Genomic DNA, 18,581 nt, shown 5'->3' with positions numbered 1-18,581 from the left:
GCCATGACGACGCCCCAAGACACCGCCGATTTCGTCGCCACCGGGATGATGGCCAACGACCAAGCCTGCCAGTCGCTCGGCATCCGCGTCACGCACATCGCGCCGGGCCGCGCCACGATGACGATGACCGTGCGCCCGGACATGCTCAACGGCTTCGCCATCTGCCACGGCGGGCTGATCACGACGCTGGCGGATTCGGCCTTCGCCTACGCCTGCAACTCGTACAACGAACTGACCGTGGCTTCGGGGCTGTCGGTGGACTTCGTGGCGCCGGGTCGGGAGGACGACGTGCTCACCGCCGTGGCCGAGGAGGTCTCGCTGGCGGGCCGCACGGGCGTGTACGACGTGGCCGTGACCAACCAGCGCGGTGAGCGGATCGCGGTGTTCCGCGGCCGTTCGTACCGCATGAAAGGTCGGCCGACCGTGCCGCCCGTTGCCTGAAAAGACAAGGAGACCCCATGCCCGTGCGCCAACCTGCTCCCGGTGAACTGGAGCCGATCGAAACCGCCAGCCGCGACGAAGTGGCGGCGCTGCAGCTCGACCGCCTGCGCTGGACGCTGCAGCACGCCTACGACAACGTGCCGCACTACCGCGCCGCGTTCGACGAAAAAGGCGTGCATCCGAGCGACCTGAAGACGCTGGCCGATCTCGCCAAATTTCCCTTCACCACCAAGAAGGACTTGCGCGACAACTACCCGTTCGGCCTCTTCGCTGTGCCGCGCACGCAGGTGACGCGCATCCATGCGTCATCGGGCACGACCGGCAAGCCCACGGTCGTCGGCTACACGAAGGGCGACATCGACCGCTGGGCCGATCTGGTGGCGCGTTCGATTCGCGCTGCGGGGGGCCGGGCGGGCGACATCGTGCATGTGGCCTACGGCTACGGGTTGTTCACCGGCGGCCTGGGTGCCCACTACGGCGCCGAGCGGCTCGGCTGCACCGTGATCCCCATGTCCGGCGGCCAGACCGAGAAGCAGGTCCAGCTCATCACCGATTTCCGCCCCGACATCCTCATGGTCACGCCGAGCTACATGCAGGTGATCGTCGAGGAGTTCGTGCGCCAGGGGATGGACCCGCGGGAGATGTCGGTCAAGGTCGGTATCTTCGGGGCCGAGCCGTGGACCGAGGCGATGCGCCGCGAGATCGAGGGCAAGGCGGGCATCGACGCGGTGGACATCTACGGGCTGTCCGAGGTGATGGGGCCGGGTGTGGCGAGCGAGTGCATCGAGTCCAAGGACGGGCCGGTGGTCTGGGAGGACCATTTCTATCCCGAGATCATCGACCCGGAGACGGGCGAGGTGCTGCCCGATGGCGCGGAAGGCGAACTGGTCTTCACCACGCTGACCAAGGAAGCCCTGCCGGTCATCCGCTACCGCACCCGCGACCTGACCCGCCTGCTGCCACCCACGTCGCGCGCGTTCCGCCGCATCGGCAAGATCGTCGGCCGCAGCGACGACATGCTGATCATCCGCGGCGTCAACGTCTTTCCGACCCAGATCGAGGAGATCGTGCTGGCGCATCCGCAGCTCTCGGGCCAGTACCAGATCCACGTCAGCCGCGACGGTGCGCTGGACCAGGTGGGCGTGCGCTGCGAGCTGCAGCCCGGCGTGGTGCTGTCGCCGACCGAGCACCAGGCGGTGGCGGATTGGGTGACGCACCGCATCAAGACGCTGGTGGGGATCTCGACGCGGGTCGAGGTGCTGCCCACCGATTCGATCGAGCGCACGCTGGTCGGCAAGGCCCGCCGCGTCTTCGATCTGCGCAAACGCTGAAGCGTCCACACACGCTGAAAGGATTTCCCCATGTACACCCAGGCAATGGACACGATGGCCCGCGAGGCAGGCACGGGCACGGGTGCCGGTCTGAAGGCGGTGCGTTCGGTCGAGGAGCAGCAGCTCGAAGCGCGTTTCGACGCCCGCATCGACGACGGCGCCTTCATCGAGGCCAAGGACTGGATGCCCGAGCACTACCGCAAGACGCTCGTGCGCCAGATCAGCCAGCACGCCCACAGCGAGATCGTCGGCATGCTCCCCGAGGGCAACTGGATCACCCGGGCGCCGACCCTGAAGCGCAAGGCGATCCTGATGGCCAAGGTGCAGGACGAGGGTGGCCACGGGCTGTACCTCTACGCCGCCGCCGAGACGCTGGGCACGAGCCGCGACCAGTTGTTCGACGCGCTGCACTCGGGCAAGGCCAAGTACAGCTCGATCTTCAACTACCCGACGCTGACCTGGGCCGACATCGGCGTGGTCGGCTGGCTGGTGGACGGCGCGGCGATCATGAACCAGGTGCCGATCTGCCGCTGCTCGTATGCGCCGTATGCGCGGGCGATGGTGCGGATCTGCCGCGAGGAGAGTTTTCACCAGCGCCAAGGCTACGACAGTCTGCTGACGATGATGCAGCAGGGCACCGAGGCGCAGAAGGCGATGGTGCAGGACGCGGTGAACCGCTGGTGGTGGCCGTCGATCATGATGTTCGGGCCGCCGGATGACCAGTCGCCGAACTCGGCGCAGTCGATGCGCTGGGGCATCAAGCGGTTCTCGAATGACGATCTGCGCCAGAAGTTCATCGATGCCACGGTGCCGCAGGCCGAGTTGCTGGGCGTGACGCTGCCGGACCCGGACCTGAAATGGAACGCCGAGCGCGGCTGCCACGACTTCGGGGCGATCGACTGGGCCGAGTTCTGGCGCGTGATCGCGGGCGACGGGCCGTGCAATCGCGAGCGGCTGGGCATGCGCGTCAAGGCGTGGGAAGACGGCGCCTGGGTCCGCGAGGCCGCGCTGGCCCATGCCCGCAAGCAAACCGAACCGATGAAGGCATCCGCATGACGACTCAAAACGAATGGCCCCTGTGGGAAGTCTTTGTCCGCAGCAAGGCGGGACTCGACCACAAGCACTGTGGCAGCCTGCACGCCCCGGACGCGAAGATGGCGATCCAGCTCGCCCGCGAGGTCTACACCCGCCGGCAGGAAGGCTGCAGCGTCTGGGTCGTGCCCTCGGACCAGATCACCGCCAGCGATCCGGGCGACAAGGACATGTACTTCGACCCGATGGAAGACAAGGTGTACCGCCACCCGACCTTCTACGTGCTGCCCGAGTCCGTGGACCACATGTGAGCAAGGGCCGCACGAGATGAGCACACCCTCCATCCAGCCGAGCCGCGACCCGGCGGCACAGTACCTGCTGCGCCTGGGCGACACCTGCCTGATCCTGGCGCAGCGCCTGGGCGAGTGGTCCGGCCATGCGCCGATCCTCGAAGAGGACATCGCGCTGACGAACATGGCGCTGGACCTGATCGGCCAGTCGCGGGCGCTGCTGACCCGCGCCGGGCAGGTGGGCGCCGCGGCCGGCGCGCCGCTGTTCGACGAGGACCAGCTCGCGTTCCTGCGCGACGAGCGGGATTACCTGAACCCGACGCTGGTCGAGCTGCCCCGCGGCGACTTCGCCTTCACGGTGCTGCGCAACGCGATGGTGGCGACCTTCCTGCGCCTGATGTGGACGCGGCTGGCGCAGTCGAGCGACGCCGAACTGGCCGCCATCGCTGGCAAGGCCGTGAAGGAAGCGCGTTACCACGAGCAGCACGCGACCGACTGGGTCGTGCGCCTCGGCGACGGTACCGAGGAATCCACCCGCCGCATGGCTACCGCCGTGGATACGCTGTGGCGTTACAGCGCGGAGTTGTTCGACGCTGACGCGATCGACGAGGCTGCGGCCGCGTCTGGCCTCGGGCCGCGCTGGTCGGACCTGCGCGACGACTGGCAGTCGGTGATGCACCCGCTGCTGGCCGAAGCCGGGTTGACGCTGCCAAAACCGTCCGCCTTCCTGAGCACCGGCAAGCGCGGGGTACACAGTGAGCACATGGGCTTCCTGCTCGCCGACTTGCAGACCCTGCAGCGCACCTTCCCCGGAGGCGTGTGGTGAACGACACCGGCGCCAGCGCCACCGCCATCGAGCGCGCCTGGGCCGTGCTGCACGGGGTGCCCGATCCCGAGGTGCCGGTGATCTCGCTGTGCGACCTCGGCATCGTGCGCGACGTGCGGCGCGGCGACGATGGCGCGCTGGAGGTGGTGCTGACGCCGACCTATTCCGGCTGCCCCGCCACCGAGCAGATCGAGCAGGACGCCACGGCCGCGCTGGTCGCCGCCGGACTCGGCCCGGTGCGCCTGTCGCTACAACGCGCCCCGGCCTGGACCACCGACTGGATCAGCGCCGACGGTCGCCGCAAGCTGCGCGAGTACGGCATCGCCCCGCCCGGACCCGTAGAAGCGGGCGCCGCTGTGCCGATTCGGCTGGTGCGCCGCGGGGCGCCGGTCGCGTCGATCGCCTGCCCGCGGTGCGGCAGTTTGCAGACCGAACGCCTGTCCGCCTTCGGTTCGACCGCGTGCAAGGCGCTGTGGCGTTGCCTGAGCTGCCGCGAGCCGTTCGAACACTTCAAGCCGATCTGAACCGGCACGACACCACACGAGATCGCCATGAGCCTGCATTTCCATCCGCTGCGCGTGCGCGCCGTGCAACCCGACACCGACGAGGCAGTCCTCGTGTCCTTCGACGTGCCGGACGAGCTGCGCGAGACCTTCCGCTTCCAGCCCGGCCAGTACCTGACGCTGCGCAGCGACATCGACGGGCAGGATCTGCGCCGCTCGTATTCGATCTGCGCGGGGCTGGACGACGGCGCGTTGCGCGTGGGGGTGCGCAAGGTGCCGGGCGGCGTGTTCTCGACCTGGGCGAACGATCGGTTGCAGCCCGGTGACACGCTGCAGGTATTTCCGCCGCAGGGGCATTTCACGCTGGCGTTGCCCGCCGAAGCCACGCCGCGCCACATCGTCGGCATCGCGGGCGGCAGTGGCATCACGCCCATCCTGTCGATCATGAAATCGCTGCTGGCCCGCGAGCCGCGCAGCCGCTTCACGCTGCTCTACGGCAACCGCACGCCGCGCTCGACCATGTTCAAGGAGGAACTCGAAGACCTCAAGAACCGCCACATGGGCCGGCTGGCGCTGCACCCCGTCTTCTCGGCGGAGCAGGTGGACAGCCCCCTGCACAGCGGCCGGCTCGACCGCGACAAGCTCGGCCTGTTCCTGCGCACGCTGGTGCCGGTGGCGTCGATCGACGAGGTGTTCGTCTGCGGGCCGCACCGCTTCAATGACGAGGTGGAAACCGCGCTGCTGGATGCGGGCGTGCCGGCCGAGCGGCTGCATGTCGAGCGGTTCGGCGTGCCGGGTGCCGCTCCGGGGGCCGCCGCGGTGCATCAGGCGCTGCCGGGTGACGCCGAGCAGGCGCGGGTGGTGATCATCCGCGACGGGCTGACCCGCGAGATCGCCTTCCGCCGCTCGGACCCGAGCATCCTCGACGCCGCGGCCTTCGCCGGGCTGGACATGCCGTACTCGTGCAAGTCGGGCGTGTGCAGCACCTGCCGGGCCAAGGTGCTCGAAGGCGAGGTGCGGATGGACCGCAATTTCGCGCTCGACAAGCACGAGGTGGCGGCCGGTTTCGTGCTCACCTGCCAGTCGCACCCGCTGACCGAGCGCGTGGTGCTGAGCTTCGACGAACGCTGAACGAGGCGCATCCCCTTGGCACGCACCCGTTCCGCCGGCTACGACGACCAGCGCGAGATGATCCTCGCCCACGCGGCGGAGCTGTTCTCGCAGCGCGGCTATCCGGCCACGTCCATGAACCAGTTGGCCGAAGCGTGCGGGTTGTCGAAACCGACGCTCTACCACTACTACCGCGACAAGTACGCGCTGCTGGTCCAGATCGCCGAGGGCCATGTGGCGCGGCTGGCCGAGCTGGTGCGTGGCATCGAGGCGGAAGGGCTGCCCGCCGAACCGCGGCTGCACCGGCTCATCATCCGCTTCGTCGAGGAATACGCCGACGCCCAGCACGCCCACCGCGTCCTCACCGAAGACGTGCGTTTTCTGGAGCCGGAAGACCGGGCGCGCGTGCTGGTGATGGAGCGGCAGGTGGTCGATGGCTTTGCGCGGGCGCTGGTTGAACTGCGGCCCGAGTTCCACGACGCACAGCTCGCCACACCGGTCTCGATGCTGCTGTTCGGCATGATCAACTGGATGTTCACCTGGCTGAAACCCGACGGCCGCCTGGGCTACGACCGGATGGCGCCGATCGTGGCCGACCTGTTCTTTGGCGGCATTCACCGCATTTCCCCGACCCCAGTTCCACCCCAAGAGGAGACACCCCGATGAAACTCAACAAGATCCTGACCCTGCTGGCCGCTGCACTCACCAGCGCCGCCGCACTCGCCGACATCACCGTCGGCGTGACCGTTTCCGCCACCGGCCCGGCGGCCTCGCTCGGCATCCCCGAGAAGAACACCGTCGCGCTGATGCCCAAGACCATTGCGGGCCAGACGGTGAACTACATCGTGCTGGACGACGCGTCCGACACCACGGCGGCCGTCGCCAACACCCGCAAGCTCATCACCGAGCACAAGGTAGACATCATCCTCGGCTCGACCACCACGCCGAACTCGCTGGCGATGATCGACGCCGTCTCGGAAGCGCAGACGCCGATGGTCTCGATGGCGGCTTCCGCGCGCATCGTCGAGCCGCAGGACGCCAAGAAGCGCTGGGTCTTCAAGACACCGCAGAACGACATCCAGATGTCGCTGGCGATCGCCGAGCACATGGCCAACAGCGGCGTGAAGACAGTGGCTTTCATCGGTTTCGCGGACGCTTACGGCGAAGGCTGGTTCCAGGAATTTTCCAAGGCGGCCGAGCTGAAGAAGCTGCGTGTCGTCGCCAGTGAACGCTATGCACGCAACGACACTTCGGTGACGGGGCAGGTGCTCAAGCTGATGGGCGCGCAGCCGGATGCCGTGCTGGTCGCCGGCTCGGGCACGCCGGCCGCACTGCCGCAGAAGGCGCTGAAGGAGCGCGGCTACACCGGCAAGATGTACCAGACGCACGGGGTTGCCAATGCCGACTTCCTGCGCGTTGGCGGCAAGGATGTCGAGGGCACCTTCCTGCCGGTGGGTCCGGTGCTGGTGGCCGATCAGCTGCCCGCCGGCCATCCGGTGAAGAAGTCCGCGCTGGCCTATGTTGCTGCCTATGAAGCGGCCTATGGCAAGGGCACGGTCTCGACCTTCGGCGGCCACGCCTGGGACACGGGCCTGCTGATGACGGCCGCGGTGCCAGTGGCGCTGAAGAAGGCCAGGCCGGGGACGCCCGAGTTCCGCGCTGCGCTGCGCGACGCACTGGAATCGGTCAAGGAAATGCCGGGTGCCCATGGCATCTTCAATACCTCGGCCAGCGATCACCTCGGCCTCGACCAGCGCGCCCGCGTGATGGTCACGATCGAGAACGGCGCCTGGAAGCTGGCGAAGTGATGGTGGCCGCGCTGCAAAGCCACATCGCCGGCCGCTGGATCGGCCAGGACGCCGCGCAGCCGCTGCGCAGCGCGGTCAACGGCCAGGTCGTCGCGCACACGCACGCCGAGGCGATCGACTTCGCCGAGGCGGTGGACCACGCCCGGCGCGTCGGCCTGCCGAACCTGCTGGCGCTGGATTTCCAGCAGCGGGCGCAGCGGCTGAAGGCGCTGGCGAAGTTCCTGATGGAGCGCAAGGAGCAGCTCTACGCCGTGTCCGCGCACACCGGGGCGACGCGGGCCGACTCGTGGATCGACATCGAAGGCGGCGCGGGCACGCTGTTCGCCTACGCCGGTCTGGGCAGCAATGAACTGCCGTCCGGCAATGTCGTTCACGAGGGACCGGCGATCCCGCTTGGCAAGAAGGGCGGCTTTGCAGGGACGCACATCCTCGTGCCGCGGCGTGGCGTGGCGGTCCACATCAACGCGTTCAACTTTCCGGTCTGGGGTCTGCTGGAGAAGTTCGCGCCGAGTTTCCTGGCCGGGATGCCCTGCATCGGCAAGCCGGCGACGGCGACCAGTTACCTGACCGAAGCGGCGATGCGGCTGATCGTCGAATCCGGGATCCTGCCGGACGGGGCGCTGCAACTGGTCATCGGCGGCACGGGTGACCTGCTCGACCGCCTGAATGGGCAGGACGTGGTGACCTTCACCGGCTCGGCCGACACGGCGGCGCGGCTGCGTGTCCACCCGAACCTGATTCGCCACTCGGTGCCGTTCAACGCCGAGGCCGACTCGCTCAACTGCGCGATCCTGGCCCCGGACGTGACGCCGGACGACGAGGAATTCGACCTCTTCGTCAAGGAAGTCGCCCGCGAGATGACGGTCAAGGCGGGCCAGAAATGCACCGCGATCCGCCGCGCCATCGTGCCGAGGCAGCACCTCGACGCCGTGGCCGAGCGGCTGGCGGCGCGGTTGGCCAAGGTGACGGTGGGCGATCCGTCGGCCGAGGGCGTCCGCATGGGGGCGCTGGCGTCCCATGCGCAGCTCGCCGACGTGGCCGAGCGCGTGGCGATGCTGCTGGCGGATGGCGCGGAGCTGGCCTGCGGTGGTTCCGGCGCGGTGCGTCCGGTCGGCGAAGGCACGGCGGGTGGCGCCTTCTTTGCGCCGACGCTGCTGCTGAGCCGCCAGCCAATGGCGCACGATGCGGTCCACGACATTGAGGCGTTCGGCCCGGTCAGTACGCTGATGGCGTATGACGGGCTGGACGAGGCGGTGGCGCTGGCCGCTCGCGGTCGCGGCTCGCTGGTGGCGACGCTGGTGACCCGCGATCCTCGGACTGCTGCCCGCGTGATCCCGGAAGCGGCAGCGCTGCACGGCCGGCTGCACATCCTCGACCGCGAATCGGCGGTGGAATCGACCGGCCACGGCTCGCCGCTGCCCGTGCTCAAGCACGGTGGGCCGGGTCGGGCGGGTGGTGGCGAGGAACTTGGCGGTGTGCGGGCGGTGAAGCACTACCTGCAGCGCACGGCCATCCAAGGCTCTCCGACGATGCTGGCCGCGGTCACGGGCGAGCATGTGCGCGGCGCGAAGCTGATCGAAACCGAGGTGCATCCGTTCCGCCGCCACTTCGAGGAACTGCAGATCGGCGAGTCGCTGCTGACCCACCGCCGCACGGTGACCGAGGCCGACATCGTCAACTTCGGCGGCGTCTCGGGCGACTACTTCTACATGCACTTCGACGAGATCGCCGCCAAGGAGACGCAGTTCGGCCAGCGCATCGCGCACGGCTACTTCGTGCTGTCGGCGGCGGCGGGGCTGTTCGTCTCGCCCGCGCCGGGGCCGGTGCTGGCCAACTACGGGCTGGACACGCTGCGCTTCGTCAAGCCGGTGGCGATCGGCGACACGATCCGGGCGCGGCTGACCTGCAAGCGCAAGATCGACCGCAACCGGGTCGATTCGAGCGGCGTGGGGCAGGGCGTGGTGGCGTGGGACGTGGAGGTCAGCAACCAGCTCGGGGAGCTGGTGGCGAGCTACGACATCCTGACGCTGGTGGCGAAGAAGGCGAAGGCGGGCTGAGCGTCAGCGCCGCGGGGCGAGGTGAATGCCGGCCATCATGCAGCGCACCGACCCCCCCGCCAGCTCCACCGTCGGCACGTCCAGCGGCACCAGCCGGGCCGTGCGCTCGATGGCGGTTTTCTGCGCCGTGGTCAGGCTGTCGAACGCACGCCGTGACAGGGCCAGCAGGCGCCCACCGCGGCCCGACAGCTCGATTGCATTGCCCGCGAAATCGGCGATCTGCGCCGCGCTCAGCGCGATCACTTCGCGGCCCGATTCCTCCAGCCGGGCGCGCACTTCGGCTGCGCGCCGCGCGTTGGCCATCCACTCGAACCCGACCAGCGCGAACGCGGTCGCCACACACATCAGCACGTTGGTGTGGTAAACCGGCCGGCCGGCCGCGTCGGCGGTGTCGAACACCATCGGCTCGTAGTTGAAGTGGGTGCAGAAGCGCTCCAGCGCGACCGGGTCGGCGCGGCTGGAGCGTGCGGTGTAGGCGACGCGGGCGAGGTGGTCGAACACCATCGCGCCGGTGCCTTCGAGGAACAGGCCATCCGGCTCCAGCCCGGAATAGTCGATCACGTCCTGCACCCGGTACTCGGCCTTGAGCAGTTCGATCACGTCGGCGCGGCGCTCGCGGCGTCGGCTGGGCAGGGCCATCGGGTAGAGCGCGACGTGGCCGCCCGGGTGGGTCGAGAACCAGTTGTTCGGAAAGATCGAGTCGGGCGTGTCGCGCTCGCCGTGGTCCTCGAACAGGTGGATCCGCACGCCCTCGGCCTCCAGACGTGCGACGGCGGCGGTGACTTCGCGGTACGCGGCGTCGGCCACGGCCTGCGTGGCTTGGGGGTCAGCGGGACGCTGGAAGGTGTTGTCGGCGGTGGTCTCCGGGTTGGGGGTGAAGCGGTGCGGCCGGACCATGACGATCGCGGCAGGCGCTTGTGTCGAGCGGAGGAGGAGGAGGCTGTGCATGGTGGAAATTCTTTCGCCCGGACGCACCAGAATGAAGCATGCACCTTGTCCATTTGCTACATCGATATGGCAATCTGCCCATCTCGATTGCCACTCTGCCCACTACTCCATGGACGACACCGTGCGCCTGCGCCCCGAGGCCGAAGCCCAGCGCATCCGCGCCATCATGAGCATCGAGGTCGAGGGCCACCGCGGCGGGGAGGTTCGCCGCCTGCTGCGCGGACACCCCAACGTGGTGGCGCTGCACACCACCAATGGCCGCTGGGACTTGGTGGCGGAGTTGCGCGCCGACACGCTCGAAGCCTTCGACAAGGTGCTGAGCGCGATCCGGCTGATCCAGGGCATCTCGAACACGGAAACGAGCCTGCTGCTGACCACCGACAAGGCATGACACGTGATGCGATCGGCGCATGGGTTTCGGGGTCATTGCCAAGAGGCATCCGCACTGCTCTGTGGTTGAATGCTTGCTCCCTCAGAAAAGCATTTCCATTTTCACGGAGACTGAACATGCCCGGCCTGCTGCCCAATGTCGATCCCGACGGCTTGCTCGAATACTCGGTCGTCTACACCGACCGCGCCCTCAACCACATGTCGCAGCGCTTCCAGGGTGTCATGCGCGGCATTTCGGCTGTGCTGAAGGAAGCGTACAACGCCCGCTCGGCCATCATCGTGCCCGGCAGCGGCTCGTTTGGCATGGAGGCGGTGGCCCGCCAGTTCGCCACGCAGCAGCGGGTGCTGGTGATCCGCAACGGCTGGTTCAGCTTCCGCTGGTCGCAGATCTTCGACATGGGCGGCATTCCCTCGGAAACCCGTGTGCTCAAGGCACGCCAGGTCGCCAGTGGTTCACAGGCGCCGTTCGCGCCGGCGCCGATCGACGAGGTGGTCGCCGCGATCGCCGAGTTCCGCCCCGGCGTCGTCTTCGCCCCGCACGTCGAAACCGCCAGCGGCATGATCCTGCCTGACGATTACCTGAAGGCGGTGGCCGACGCCGTGCACGCGGTTGGTGGCCTGTTTGTGCTCGACTGCATCGCCTCGGGCGCGATGTGGGTGGACCTGGTGGCGACCGGCGTGGACGTGCTGATCAGCGCTCCACAGAAGGGCTGGAGCGGTTCGCCGTGCTGCGCCTTCGTGATGCTGAGCGAACTGGCGCGGGCGCGCATCGACGCCACCACCAGCACCAGCTTCGCCTGTGACCTGAAGAAGTGGCTGCAGACCATGGAGACCTACGAGAGCGGCGGCCACGTCTACCACACCACCATGCCGACCGATGCGCTGGCCAAATGCCTGGAGGCGATGGAGGAAACGCGTGCGGGCGGCTTCACCTACCTCAAGGCGCAGCAGGTGGAACTCGGCCGCCGCGTGCGTGAGTTGATGGTGCGCCGCGGCTTTCCGAGTGTTGCGGCCGAGGGCTTCCAGGCGCCGGGCGTGGTGGTGAGCTACACGACGGACCCGGATCTCCAGTCGGCGAAGAAATTCATCGCGCAGGGCTTGCAGACCGCCTCGGGCGTGCCGCTGCAGTGCGACGAGCCCGCGGACTTCCGCAGTTTCCGCATCGGCCTGTTCGGGCTGGAGAAGCTCTGCCACCTCGACCGCAGCGTCGCGGCACTGGACGCCGCGCTGGACCGCATCCAGGCACCGGCCGCCCAACCCGCCCAGGCCGTCAGCGCCTGACGCGGTCGTGCACGGCCATGCCCACCAGCATGGCCACCATGAAAATGGCCGCGTCACCCCACCCGCTGCCGAGGGCGACGATGGCCGGCCCCGGGCAGAAACCGGCGATGCCCCAGCCGATGCCGAACAGGGCGCCGCCGAGGACCAGCGGCCGGTCGATCTGCGTGGCTTTCGGCCAGTCGATGCGCTGTCCATCCCAGGTGGTGCCGCGGCGGCGCGCCCAGGCGAAGGCCACCAGTCCCACACACACGGCGGCGCCCATCACGAGTGCAAGGCTTGGATCCCAAGCGCCTGCCAGGTCCAGGAAACCTTGCACCTTGAGTGGCTGCGTCATGCCGGCTGCGATCAGGCCCAGTCCGAAGACGACACCGGCCAGCAGTGCGAGCAGTGACCGCATCGTGTGGTTGCCGGTGGTGGTGTCGGTGGCAGAGGTGTGGTTCTGCATGGCCTTCATCCCATCAGGTGGCGGTTGACGAACACGGTCGCGAAGCCCGTCCCCATGAACACCAGCACGTTGACCAGCGAGCGCAGCGACAACCGGCTCAAGCCGCACACGCCGTGGCCGCTGGTGCAGCCATTGCCCATGCGCGAGCCGAAGCCGACCAGCAACCCCGCGGCGACGAGGCCTCCCGTGGATGCACCAGACTGCATCGGCGGCAACTCCGCCGCCAACCGCCAGATCCAGGGTGCGATCAGCAGGCCGAGCAGGAACAGCAGCCGCGTGGCCTGCGGGGCCCACGCCAGCTGTCCGCGCGACAGCGCGTGCAGCGGCTCGCCGACGATGCCCGCGATGCCAGCAATTCGGCCAACACCGAGCAGATAGAGCGCAGACGCGAGGCCGATGAGGGCACCGCCAGCGAGTGCAGCACCGGGCGTGAAATGGGTCCAGTCGAAGGTCATGTGGTCGTTGGTCAAGGCAAGGCTGCGGATCGTACCGACCTTGCCGTGCGCAGGCAAGACACCCCAGGGGGCATGTCGCGCATTGGCTTGGGGTGTGAACTATCCACGTCCGGAATGGCGAGAATTCCCCTGTTTCTCACAGGGTATGTGCGGTATTGCACGGGCTATTCATGCCAATTCAAACGATGGTACACGGAGGTTTATTGCATGATTCCGGCACCACTTCAGAGCGATTCATGAGCGCCTCCATCTCCGTTCTCCACGTCGGTGCGGATGCACCGCAAGCCTCGGATTCCCGTTTCGGGCGCTGCGTCTGGCGCTTGTGTCCCACGCTGGAGATGGCCCAGGCGGCGCTGGCCGAATCCACACCGGAGGCGATCCTGATCTCGTGCGTGGATGAAGCGCAAGCCAGGACGCTGCCGTACTGGGCTGCCTGGACCCAGGCGGTTCTGGCGGCGGCCGTGGTGGTGCGCACACCAAAACCCTCACGGGAACTGATGCTGAGCCTGCTGCGGGCCGGCGTGCAGGACGTGCTGCCGTCCGAGCAGTCCGACGACGAGTCGATCGGGCGCAGCCTGTGTCTGGCGATCGAGCGCAAGCGGCAGGAGCAGGAGCTGCGCCGTGCCTGGTCGATCGACCTGGCCACGGGTCTTCCGAACCGGGTCCAGCTGATGGAGCTGCTGCACCAGCTCTGCGCCCTGCGTGAACGCGAGCCGGCGCCGATGGCCCTGCTGGTGATCCGGGTGGACGGGCTGGCGAGCACGGAAGCCCGCCTTGGCGTGGCGGCCGCACAGGCACTGCGGCGCAAGCTGGCGGTGCGCCTGCGCAGTGGATTGCGGGCGAGCGATGTCGTGTCGGCCCTGGCGCCGGATGCGTTTGCGGTGGTGCTGACGCGGATGGAATCGCCCCAGGACAGCGACCGGGTGGCGCAGAAACTGTCGCAGTTGCTGCGAGAGCCGTTCATGGTCAGCGCGCAGACGGCCGTGGTCACCGTGTCGACCGGCCTGGCGGTGTATCCCACAGACGGCCGGCAGCCGGAAGCGCTGCTCAAGCTGGCACTCTCCGCCGCGGCCGCGCGCAGGGGGCTGGGCCGACAGGGTTTCGCGGACCGCCAGGAACGGGGCGCCGCGCCCGCCGCCAACGACGACTGACGCAGCGCCCCAAGGCTGTTCAGCGCAGGATGTCGCCGATGCAGAGGTACTTCGTTTCGACGTAGTCCTCGATGCCCTGGTGTGAACCCTCGCGTCCGAGACCCGACTGTTTCACGCCACCGAACGGCACCTCGGCCACCGAGATCAGCCCGGTGTTGATGCCCACCATGCCGTACTCCAGCGCCTCGCCGACACGGAAGATGCGGCCGATGTCGCGGCTGTAGAAGTAGCTTGCCAGCCCGAACTCGGTGGCGTTGGCCAGTGCGACCACCTCGGCTTCGGTCTTGAAGCGGAACACCGGGGCGACCGGGCCGAAGGTTTCCTCGCGGGAGCACAGCATGTCGCTGGTCACGTCGGCCAGCACGGTCGGCGTGTAGAAACGTTCACCGATGCGGGTACCGCCGACCACGATGCGGGCGCCCTTGGCCAGTGCGTCGGCCACATGCGCCTCGACCTTGGTGATGGCATGGGCGTCGATCATCGGACCTTGGGTCACGCCGGCGTCAAAGCCGTTGCCGACCTTGATGGCCACCGCCTTGGCCGCGAGCTTGTGGACGAAGGCGTCGTACACGCCTTCCTGTACATAGATGCGGTTCGCGCAGACGCAGGTCTGGCCGGCGTTGCGGTACTTGGAAACCATCGCGCCCTCGACGGCCGAGTCGATGTCGGCGTCGTCGAAGACGATGAAGGGCGCGTTGCCGCCGAGTTCCAGCGAGAGCTTCTTGATGGTCGGGGCGCACTGCTTCATCAGGATGCGGCCGACTTCGGTCGAGCCGGTGAAGCTCAGGTGGCGCACGGTGTCCGAGGCGCACAGCACGTTGCCGATCGCGATGGACGAGTCGGCGTCGCCGGTGAGGATGTTGAGCACGCCGGGCGGCATGCCGGCGCGCTGGGCCAGCTCGGCGCAGGCCAGCGCGGACAGCGGTGTCTGCTCGGCCGGCTTGATGATGACGGTGCAGCCGGCGGCCAGCGCCGGGGCGACCTTGCGCGTGATCATCGCGATGGGGAAGTTCCACGGCGTGATCGCTGCGCAGACGCCGATGGGCTGCTTCAGGATGACGTAACGCTTGTTGTTGTCGGTCGAGGGGATGGTCTCGCCGTAGACGCGCTTGGCTTCCTCGGCGAACCACTCGACGAAGCTCGCGCCGTAGACCACCTCGCCGCGGGCTTCGGCCAGCGGTTTGCCCTGCTCGGCGGTCATGATGCGGGCGAGGTCGTCGGCGTGCTGGACCAGCAGCGCGTACCACTTCATCAGGATTGCGCCGCGCTCCTTGGCGGTCTTGCTGCGCCAGGCGGGCCAGGCGGCGTTCGCGGCGACGATGGCGGCTTCGGCTTCGGCGGCGCCCAGCAGCGCGACATCGACCAGCTTGTCACCGGTAGCCGGATCGGTCACGTCGAAGCGGTCACGGCCGGCGACCCACTCGCCGTTGATGAGGGCATCGGTCTTGACCAGCGACGGGTCGGCGAGCAGGGCGAGGGGTGAGGTCGGGGTGATCGTCATTGGGGGTGGGCAGTTGGAGGGCAGGTAGGGTCGGCGCTAACTGTACGCCCGCACCCGAAGTGGCGCACACGCCCATCCGATGCGTCCTGGGGCATGCAGTACCCGCGGCGGCGCGGTGCCACCTCAACGCGGCTTGGCCAGCTCCATCACCCAGTAGTTCGACCGGTTGGCCGTGTTGTACACACAGGCCACCGCGAACTCCTCCATCGCCGGGTTCATCAGGTTGGCGCAGTGGCCGTCGCTGCCCATCCAGGCGTCGACCACGCGCGTCACCGTTGGCTGGCCGGCAGCGATGTTCTCTCCGACGCTGGCCCAGGAGTAGCCAATCGCGTTGATGCGGTCGCTGACGGTGCTGCCATTGCTGCCGGTGTGCGCGAAGAAGTTGTTCGTCACCAGGTCGATGGCGTGTGCCGCCGCCGCACGGAACAGGGTGCCATTCCAGCGCAGGCCGCTGGCTGCGGCAAAAGCGCCACGGCTGCCGCAGGACTGCGCGCCGGCACGCCGCCGGTTGACCTCGGCGACGACTGCGGCCTGGAAGGCGGTGATGCTGCAGGTCGTGGCGGCCGCCAGGGTGATGCTGGCCGGGGTGACGGTGGCGCCTGCCATGGTGGATCCAGCGCCGGTGGACAGCGCGGCGCTGGTGGTGGCTTGAACGGGTTCTTCCTCTCCGCCGACATTGCAGGCACTCAACAGGCTCAAGAGCAGTGTGGTGCCGATCCAGCGGGCGAAGTTACAAGTGCGGAAGGTGGGGGTGCTGTTGTTGTGGGTCATGTCAGGTGGCCTCTTTGCTTGAATTCATTCTGGGAGGTGGTCCCACCTGGTGTCGATCGGTACGCCATGGATCCGGGGGGATCGTGGCTTCTACACGCTCCAAAGCGCGTCATCTTCACGCGGACCTGTCCCTTCGGCCCGTGTTCGAGGGGGATCCGACGGTGGCATTCACCACCGGCCTCCTGCAGACTTCGAAGCCGGAACTGAAAGAAGTCGCAAGCAGTTGTCTGCATCGCGTTCGGTTCTGCTACAGGAGTCAGTGCATGTCTGTTTTCCCGTCATCAGCCCAGGAACGTCCGATGGTCCCCGTCCGGTCCATCGGCGCCAATGTCTGGTTGATCACTTGCACCGCCGAGCGTGTCGAGACCCGAGCCCGCCACGGCCGTGCGCGCTGGAGCCTGTGTGCCGGCCTGCGTCGCCGGCTGACCGCCACGCGGTTGGTCCACACCCTGGCCTGAAGCGCGTCTGAAGTGAACGTTTTGGCATAACTTCCGCGCAAGCGTCGCCGGCTAGGATGCTGGCGATGCAGTTTTCAAACCGGAACTCTCAAGGACCCTCGCTGCCGATGGTCGATCTGGGCAAGGCAGTGGCCTCCCAACTCATTGTCTGGCACCACCTGGCCCTGTACGGTCCCATGTCCGATGTCGTGGGCGACCTGACTGGCGGCCTGATGGTGTGGCTGGTCAGCCATGCGCGACTGGCGGTGCAGGTCTTCCTGGTGATCGGCGGCTTTTTGGCCGCCCGCGGCCTGTTGCCCGCACCTGATGCCCCGAGCCGCCATGTCTCCGGTGACTTGCCTCGCACGCTGCTTCGCCGGCTGCGGCGCCTGATGCCGCCGTACATCGTGGCCTTGCTGGCGGCGGTGTGGTGCGCGCTGTGTGCACGCACATTGATCGACTATCCGACCATTCCGGATGCGCCGACCGCTTGGCAGTTCGTCGCCAACGCGCTGATGTTGCAAGACGTGCTGGAGGAGAACGCGCTCTCGGCCGGCGTCTGGTATGTCGCGATCGATGCGCAGCTCTTCGCCGTGCTGGCGCTGCTGTGTGCAGTGCGTGGCTGGTGGGGCGGGGATGCGGCCGAGCGCGGGCGCATGACTGCGCTGACCGTTGTGCTGCTGACCGGCGCGTCGCTGCTCTGGTTCAACCGTGACCGACAGCTGGATGCCTGGGCGCCGTACTTCTTCGGCTCCTACGGCCTGGGCGTGCTGGCGCAGTGGGCACGCGCGGCGCGGCAGCGGGCGCTGTGGACCGCGCTCATCGTGGTGTTGACTGCGCTGGCGCTGCTGGTGGAATGGCGCAGTCGGCTGGCGCTGGCGGGCTGCGTGGCGCTGGTGCTGGCGCTGGATGTCGGCCGTGGCTGGCGCTGGCTGAATGCCGGTCCCGCTCGCGAGGCCGTGGCCTTCCTGTCCCGCATCTCCTACACCGTGTTCCTGCTGCACTACCCGGTCATTCTGGTGGTGGGTGCTGCGTTCTACCGCCTGTGGCCGACCTCGCCGGGGATGAACCTGCTGGGTCTGGGTGTCGCCTGGGGGGCGAGTCTGCTGGCCGGCTGGTGGCTGCAGGAGGCACTGACACCGTCTCAGGCGATGGGTACGCGCAAGGCCGACCACAGCACGGCCACCAGATCCGTGGCCGCCGCCTCGATGTCGGCCGGCCTGCCCTGAGCGACCACCTCCCACAGGAGGTGCTCCATCGGCCCCAGCACCACCGAGCGCAGCAGCCGCAGCGACACGTCGCGCCGAATCTCCCCGCTGGCCTGACCGCGGGCGAGCAGGTCCATCAGCGGGGCGGTGTAGCGGCGTTGCAGCGGTAAAAAGCTCTCGCCGAGTTCCTGGCCTTTCGAGCGGCCTTCGGACAGCACCAGCGCGCACAAGCCCGTTCCCTGCACCAGGAACAGCCGCAGATGCGTCTCGACGAGGTAAAGCAGTTGCGTCCGGATCGGCTGCGCGCGCGGCAGGCCGTCCTCCATCGTCGCGATGATCTCGTCGTACCAGTCGCTGATCACGGCCACGCACAGCGCCCGCTTGCCGTGGAAATAGGTGAACACCGTCGCCTCGCTCACGCCCAGGCGCTGCGCGATCTCGGTGGTCGTTGCGCGCTCGTAACCCTTCTCGGCAAAGACCTCGCGGCCCACGCGCAGCAGGTCGCGGATGCGCTGCTCGGACTTGGCGCTGGCGGGGGCACGGCGGCGGGCGGGCTGGACGGTCGACGGAGTTTCTGCGGGCATCTTGTCATCTTA

Annotated in this window: 20 protein-coding genes and 1 pseudogene; 15 read left to right on the top strand and 6 right to left on the bottom strand. The window is 68.1% G+C overall.

Annotation, left to right across the window (positions count from 1 at the left end; all coding sequences use genetic code 11):
* Positions 1–3 precede the first annotated feature (3 nt).
* From paaI to paaZ, 10 genes are read left to right on the top strand one after another with little or no spacing between them, the layout of a single operon-like run.
* Positions 4–441: a hydroxyphenylacetyl-CoA thioesterase PaaI gene (gene paaI, locus RMP06_RS06470; RefSeq protein ID WP_310460959.1), complete on the top strand. Its 438-nt coding sequence runs from the start codon at positions 4–6 to the stop codon at positions 439–441.
* Positions 442–458: 17 nt separating this feature from the next.
* Positions 459–1,772: a phenylacetate--CoA ligase PaaK gene (gene paaK / locus RMP06_RS06465; protein ID WP_310460958.1), complete on the top strand. Its 1,314-nt coding sequence runs from the start codon at positions 459–461 to the stop codon at positions 1,770–1,772.
* Between the two features lie 30 nt (positions 1,773–1,802).
* Entirely contained in the window at positions 1,803–2,828 is a 1,026-nt protein-coding gene (paaA, locus tag RMP06_RS06460; protein WP_310460957.1) for a 1,2-phenylacetyl-CoA epoxidase subunit PaaA, read from the top strand.
* Entirely contained in the window at positions 2,825–3,115 is a 291-nt protein-coding gene (gene paaB / locus RMP06_RS06455; protein ID WP_310460956.1) for a 1,2-phenylacetyl-CoA epoxidase subunit PaaB, read from the top strand. Before paaA ends, paaB begins: the two co-directional genes overlap by 4 nt.
* A 16-nt stretch (positions 3,116–3,131) precedes the next feature.
* Positions 3,132–3,920, top strand: a complete 789-nt coding sequence (paaC, locus tag RMP06_RS06450) for a 1,2-phenylacetyl-CoA epoxidase subunit PaaC (protein ID WP_310460955.1) — start codon at positions 3,132–3,134, stop codon at positions 3,918–3,920.
* Positions 3,914–4,444 (top strand): 1,2-phenylacetyl-CoA epoxidase subunit PaaD, encoded by a 531-nt coding sequence (gene paaD / locus RMP06_RS06445; protein ID WP_409050113.1) that lies wholly within the window; start codon positions 3,914–3,916, stop codon positions 4,442–4,444. The genes paaC and paaD overlap by 7 nt, the downstream gene beginning before the upstream one ends.
* Before the next feature lie 27 nt (positions 4,445–4,471).
* Positions 4,472–5,554, top strand: a complete 1,083-nt coding sequence (paaE, locus tag RMP06_RS06440) for a 1,2-phenylacetyl-CoA epoxidase subunit PaaE (protein WP_310460953.1) — start codon at positions 4,472–4,474, stop codon at positions 5,552–5,554.
* A 15-nt stretch (positions 5,555–5,569) separates the two neighbouring features.
* Positions 5,570–6,199, top strand: a complete 630-nt coding sequence (locus RMP06_RS06435) for a TetR/AcrR family transcriptional regulator (protein WP_310460952.1) — start codon at positions 5,570–5,572, stop codon at positions 6,197–6,199.
* Positions 6,196–7,341: an ABC transporter substrate-binding protein gene (locus RMP06_RS06430; RefSeq protein WP_310460951.1), complete on the top strand. Its 1,146-nt coding sequence runs from the start codon at positions 6,196–6,198 to the stop codon at positions 7,339–7,341. The genes RMP06_RS06435 and RMP06_RS06430 overlap by 4 nt, the downstream gene beginning before the upstream one ends.
* Positions 7,341–9,398, top strand: coding sequence for a phenylacetic acid degradation bifunctional protein PaaZ (paaZ, locus tag RMP06_RS06425; RefSeq protein WP_310460950.1), 2,058 nt, complete (start codon positions 7,341–7,343; stop codon positions 9,396–9,398). Before RMP06_RS06430 ends, paaZ begins: the two co-directional genes overlap by 1 nt.
* 3 nt (positions 9,399–9,401) lie before the next feature.
* On the opposite strand, the gene ctlX is transcribed toward paaZ, so the two are convergent.
* A complete protein-coding gene (ctlX, locus tag RMP06_RS06420; protein ID WP_310460949.1) occupies positions 9,402–10,346 on the bottom strand; it encodes a citrulline utilization hydrolase CtlX in 945 nt (314 codons plus the stop codon).
* Positions 10,347–10,464: 118 nt separating this feature from the next.
* On the opposite strand from ctlX, the pseudogene RMP06_RS06415 reads away from it, so the two are divergent.
* Together RMP06_RS06415 and RMP06_RS06410 are read left to right on the top strand one after the other, a co-directional pair.
* Positions 10,465–10,737: pseudogene (locus RMP06_RS06415) on the top strand (Lrp/AsnC family transcriptional regulator); the annotation flags it as partial.
* Positions 10,738–10,853: 116 nt separating this feature from the next.
* The gene (locus tag RMP06_RS06410) at positions 10,854–12,017 is read left to right on the top strand and encodes a pyridoxal-phosphate-dependent aminotransferase family protein (protein WP_310460948.1); all 1,164 of its coding nucleotides are present in this window, start codon (positions 10,854–10,856) and stop codon (positions 12,015–12,017) included.
* Here the strand turns inward: RMP06_RS06410 and RMP06_RS06405 are convergent.
* Both RMP06_RS06405 and RMP06_RS06400 read right to left on the bottom strand, forming a co-directional pair.
* Positions 12,007–12,414, bottom strand: coding sequence for a DUF6691 family protein (locus RMP06_RS06405; protein WP_310461019.1), 408 nt, complete (start codon positions 12,412–12,414; stop codon positions 12,007–12,009). The two genes, RMP06_RS06410 and RMP06_RS06405, sit on opposite strands and share 11 nt — an antisense overlap.
* 53 nt (positions 12,415–12,467) lie before the next feature.
* Positions 12,468–12,917: a YeeE/YedE family protein gene (locus RMP06_RS06400; protein WP_310460947.1), complete on the bottom strand. Its 450-nt coding sequence runs from the start codon at positions 12,915–12,917 to the stop codon at positions 12,468–12,470.
* Between the two features lie 236 nt (positions 12,918–13,153).
* Between RMP06_RS06400 and RMP06_RS06395 the strand changes: the two genes are divergently transcribed.
* The gene (locus RMP06_RS06395) at positions 13,154–14,068 is read left to right on the top strand and encodes a GGDEF domain-containing protein (RefSeq protein ID WP_310460946.1); all 915 of its coding nucleotides are present in this window, start codon (positions 13,154–13,156) and stop codon (positions 14,066–14,068) included.
* A gap of 19 nt (positions 14,069–14,087) precedes the next feature.
* Here the strand turns inward: RMP06_RS06395 and RMP06_RS06390 are convergent, their stop codons facing one another.
* Both RMP06_RS06390 and RMP06_RS06385 read right to left on the bottom strand, forming a co-directional pair.
* Positions 14,088–15,569 (bottom strand): NAD-dependent succinate-semialdehyde dehydrogenase, encoded by a 1,482-nt coding sequence (locus RMP06_RS06390; RefSeq protein ID WP_310460945.1) that lies wholly within the window; start codon positions 15,567–15,569, stop codon positions 14,088–14,090.
* Positions 15,570–15,692: 123 nt separating this feature from the next.
* On the bottom strand, positions 15,693–16,340 hold the full coding sequence (locus tag RMP06_RS06385; RefSeq protein WP_310460944.1) for a CAP domain-containing protein: 648 nt from the start codon (positions 16,338–16,340) through the stop codon (positions 15,693–15,695).
* A 299-nt stretch (positions 16,341–16,639) separates the two neighbouring features.
* Here RMP06_RS06385 and RMP06_RS06380 point away from each other — a divergent pair, with 299 nt between their 5' ends.
* Together RMP06_RS06380 and RMP06_RS06375 are read left to right on the top strand one after the other, a co-directional pair.
* Positions 16,640–16,798, top strand: a complete 159-nt coding sequence (locus tag RMP06_RS06380) for a hypothetical protein (RefSeq protein WP_310460943.1) — start codon at positions 16,640–16,642, stop codon at positions 16,796–16,798.
* Positions 16,799–16,854: 56 nt separating this feature from the next.
* A complete protein-coding gene (locus RMP06_RS06375; RefSeq protein ID WP_310460942.1) occupies positions 16,855–18,006 on the top strand; it encodes an acyltransferase family protein in 1,152 nt (383 codons plus the stop codon).
* Here the strand turns inward: RMP06_RS06375 and RMP06_RS06370 are convergent.
* Positions 17,922–18,569, bottom strand: coding sequence for a TetR/AcrR family transcriptional regulator (locus RMP06_RS06370; protein WP_310460941.1), 648 nt, complete (start codon positions 18,567–18,569; stop codon positions 17,922–17,924). The genes RMP06_RS06375 and RMP06_RS06370 overlap by 85 nt on opposite strands.
* Positions 18,570–18,581 lie beyond the last annotated feature (12 nt).

It is taken from the genome of Sphaerotilus sp. (assembly GCF_031429695.1).
In the GTDB taxonomy this organism is placed as follows: domain Bacteria; phylum Pseudomonadota; class Gammaproteobacteria; order Burkholderiales; family Burkholderiaceae_C; genus Sphaerotilus.
This window is presented reverse-complemented; position numbering and strand designations above follow the sequence as displayed.